The organism is Streptomyces sp. CO7 (genome assembly GCF_053474865.1).
In genome coordinates this window covers 763651-765798 of the sequence record NZ_JBRIOU010000002.1, presented here as the reverse complement: position 1 = coordinate 765798, position 2148 = coordinate 763651, and the positions used below count along the sequence as shown (strand labels likewise).

The following is a 2148-nucleotide window of genomic DNA, read 5'->3' as shown; positions in this document are numbered from 1 at the left end:
TCCGTGTGCCGCAGCCGGTGCGGCACGCGGCGTGCACCGGCTGCGGCACACGGAGGTGGCCGCGCTCGGTGGCACCACCTCGCCGGCCGGCCGTCAGGGCGGTGTCGTCGAGGCACCGCGGCGCCTGTCCGGACCCGCCAGGTCCGACGCCCGGGGCCCTCGCCCGGGCGTCGGTCCGGCGTGCCCGGGCACGCCCGGGAGCGCGGGGACCACGAAACCCCGCGCTCCCTTCCCCACGTCGGCGCGTCGGGCGCGTCGGGCGCGTCGGGCGCGTCAGGGACGCCGGGCGTGCCGTCCGCGGACCGCGCCCACCGCGACATCGACGACGAGGAACGCCGCCAGGGTGACGCCGAGCAGGGGCAGGGCCCAGCCGACGGCCACCACGGCCGGGACCCCGACGAGGAGCACCGGAAGCGGCAGGCTCCGCCAGGCGCCCCGGGCCGGCGGCTTCCCGAAGGCCGCCCGGCCGTCGACACGGGTGGGCCGCCGCTGCCACCACATGCGGTATCCCCAGGACATCACGCACAGCAGGCCGACGGCGATCGCCGCGAGCACGATCTGGTTGACGATGCCGAAGAGCACGCCCATGTGCGCCTGGACGCCGAGCTTGCTCAGCTTGGCGGCGAGCGGATGGTCGGCCCAGCGGGTGCGGTCGGTCACCTCGCCCCCGGCGACGTCGACGGCGACGCTGTCGTAGTGCACCGGCCAGACGTTGTCGCTCTGGGCCACCGTCCAGGCGAGTCCCTCCCCCGTCGGCGGGGTCACGGTCACGGTGCCGCCGAGTCCCGCGTCGCGGGCCGCCCGCAGGGCCGCGTCGAAGTCCGCCGGATCGGCCGTGAGGGCGTCGCCGCCCCCGCCACCGTGGCCGGCGTGGCCGCCGCCGCTTTCGACCGGACCCGATCCGGGCAGGGTGGTGTCGAGCACCGGCGCCTGTCCCCGGACGGCGTCGACCGCCCGGTCGAACCGGGCGCCCGCGTACTGCGACCAGGTCAGGCCGGTGGCGCTGAGGAAGAACAGGCCGAGCGCCAGCCAGACGCCGGTCGCGGCGTGCAGGCTCCGCGTCCGGCGGACGCCGGTGGCGGAGCGGTCGGGGAGCAGGACGCCGCGGGCCGTGGGGGCACGCCGTCCCCGGCTCCGCCCGATCCACAGCACCAGGCCTCCGGCCGCCACGACCCAGAGCCAGCTGGCCGCGAGTTCGGAGTAGAGCGTGCCGCGCTCCCCGAGGTGGAGACTGCGGTGGAACTCGTCCAGCCAGGTGGTGACCGGTGTGGCTCCCCACCAGGTGGTCAGCTCGCCCTGCGTCTCGGCCGTGTAGGGGTCGACGAACACGGTGTGCTGCCTGTCCCCCCACTCCGGGGACGAGAACACGACCCGGGTGGTGTCCTCCGGACCCGGCGGGGTGACCACCGACGTGAGCGTGCCCTCGGGGTGGGCGGCACGGGCGGCCTCGAGCTGCTCGGCCAGAGGACGCGGCGCGTCCCCGACCTGCTCCACGGCGAGCCAGTCGCCGTGGACGAGCTGGTCCAGCTGAGGGGTGAACGCGTAGAGCAGCCCGGTGAGGGCGGCGAGGAACAGGAACGGCGCGACGAACACGCCGGCGTAGAAGTGCAGGCGCAGGAGCAGCGCGCGTAAGCCCTGGCGGGAACGGTGCGGGCGGACCTCGTCGGGTGCGCCCGCCGGGCCCGGCTGTGCGGCCGGGCCGGTTTCGGTCGTGGTCATGGGTGATCCCTCGTCCGGCGCGCCGTGGCACGGCGCGCTGCGAAAGGTGGACAGGACGACATCCCGTCCGGACCGGGTCCGGACGGGTGTGCTCCGGCCGCGCCCGCGTGGGGCGGGCGGCGGCCGGGATCACCGAGGGGGCCCGCGCCTGCCGCGGGCGCGGGCCAGGAGAGCGCCGAAGGACAGGGGCGGCGGACCGGACGGCTTCGGTACGCGGACGGTCTCGGGACACGGCACGCCCGCCGGCACCGGGAGGCGCATCCCGCGGGCCAGCAGCCGCGCCAGGTGGCGTAGCAGCCGTTCGCCGCGCAGCAGGACCACGACGGCCCCGAGTGTGGCCAGCGCGTGTGCCGCCCCCATCGCGGTCGCGGCGTCCGGTGCGGCGGAGTCGTGCGCGTGGTGCGGGGCGGGCGCCGGGTGCGGCATGGA

Annotated in this window: 1 protein-coding gene and 1 pseudogene; both read right to left on the bottom strand. The window is 77.0% G+C overall.

All coding sequences use genetic code 11. From position 1 onward, the window contains the following. Positions 1 to 273 precede the first annotated feature (273 nt). Complete coding sequence (locus ACOV8S_RS05455) at positions 274 to 1719, bottom strand: PepSY-associated TM helix domain-containing protein (protein ID WP_448316385.1); 1446 nt, start codon at positions 1717 to 1719, stop codon at positions 274 to 276. 129 nt (positions 1720 to 1848) lie between these two features. Further along, positions 1849 to 2148, bottom strand: a pseudogene (locus ACOV8S_RS05450) (hypothetical protein); the annotation flags it as partial.

Excerpts from the sequence above, each read along its gene's own strand:
- ACOV8S_RS05455 (WP_448316385.1), bottom strand. The coding sequence starts at position 1,719 with ATGACCACGACCGAAACCGGCCCGGCCGCACAGCCGGGCCCGGCGGGC.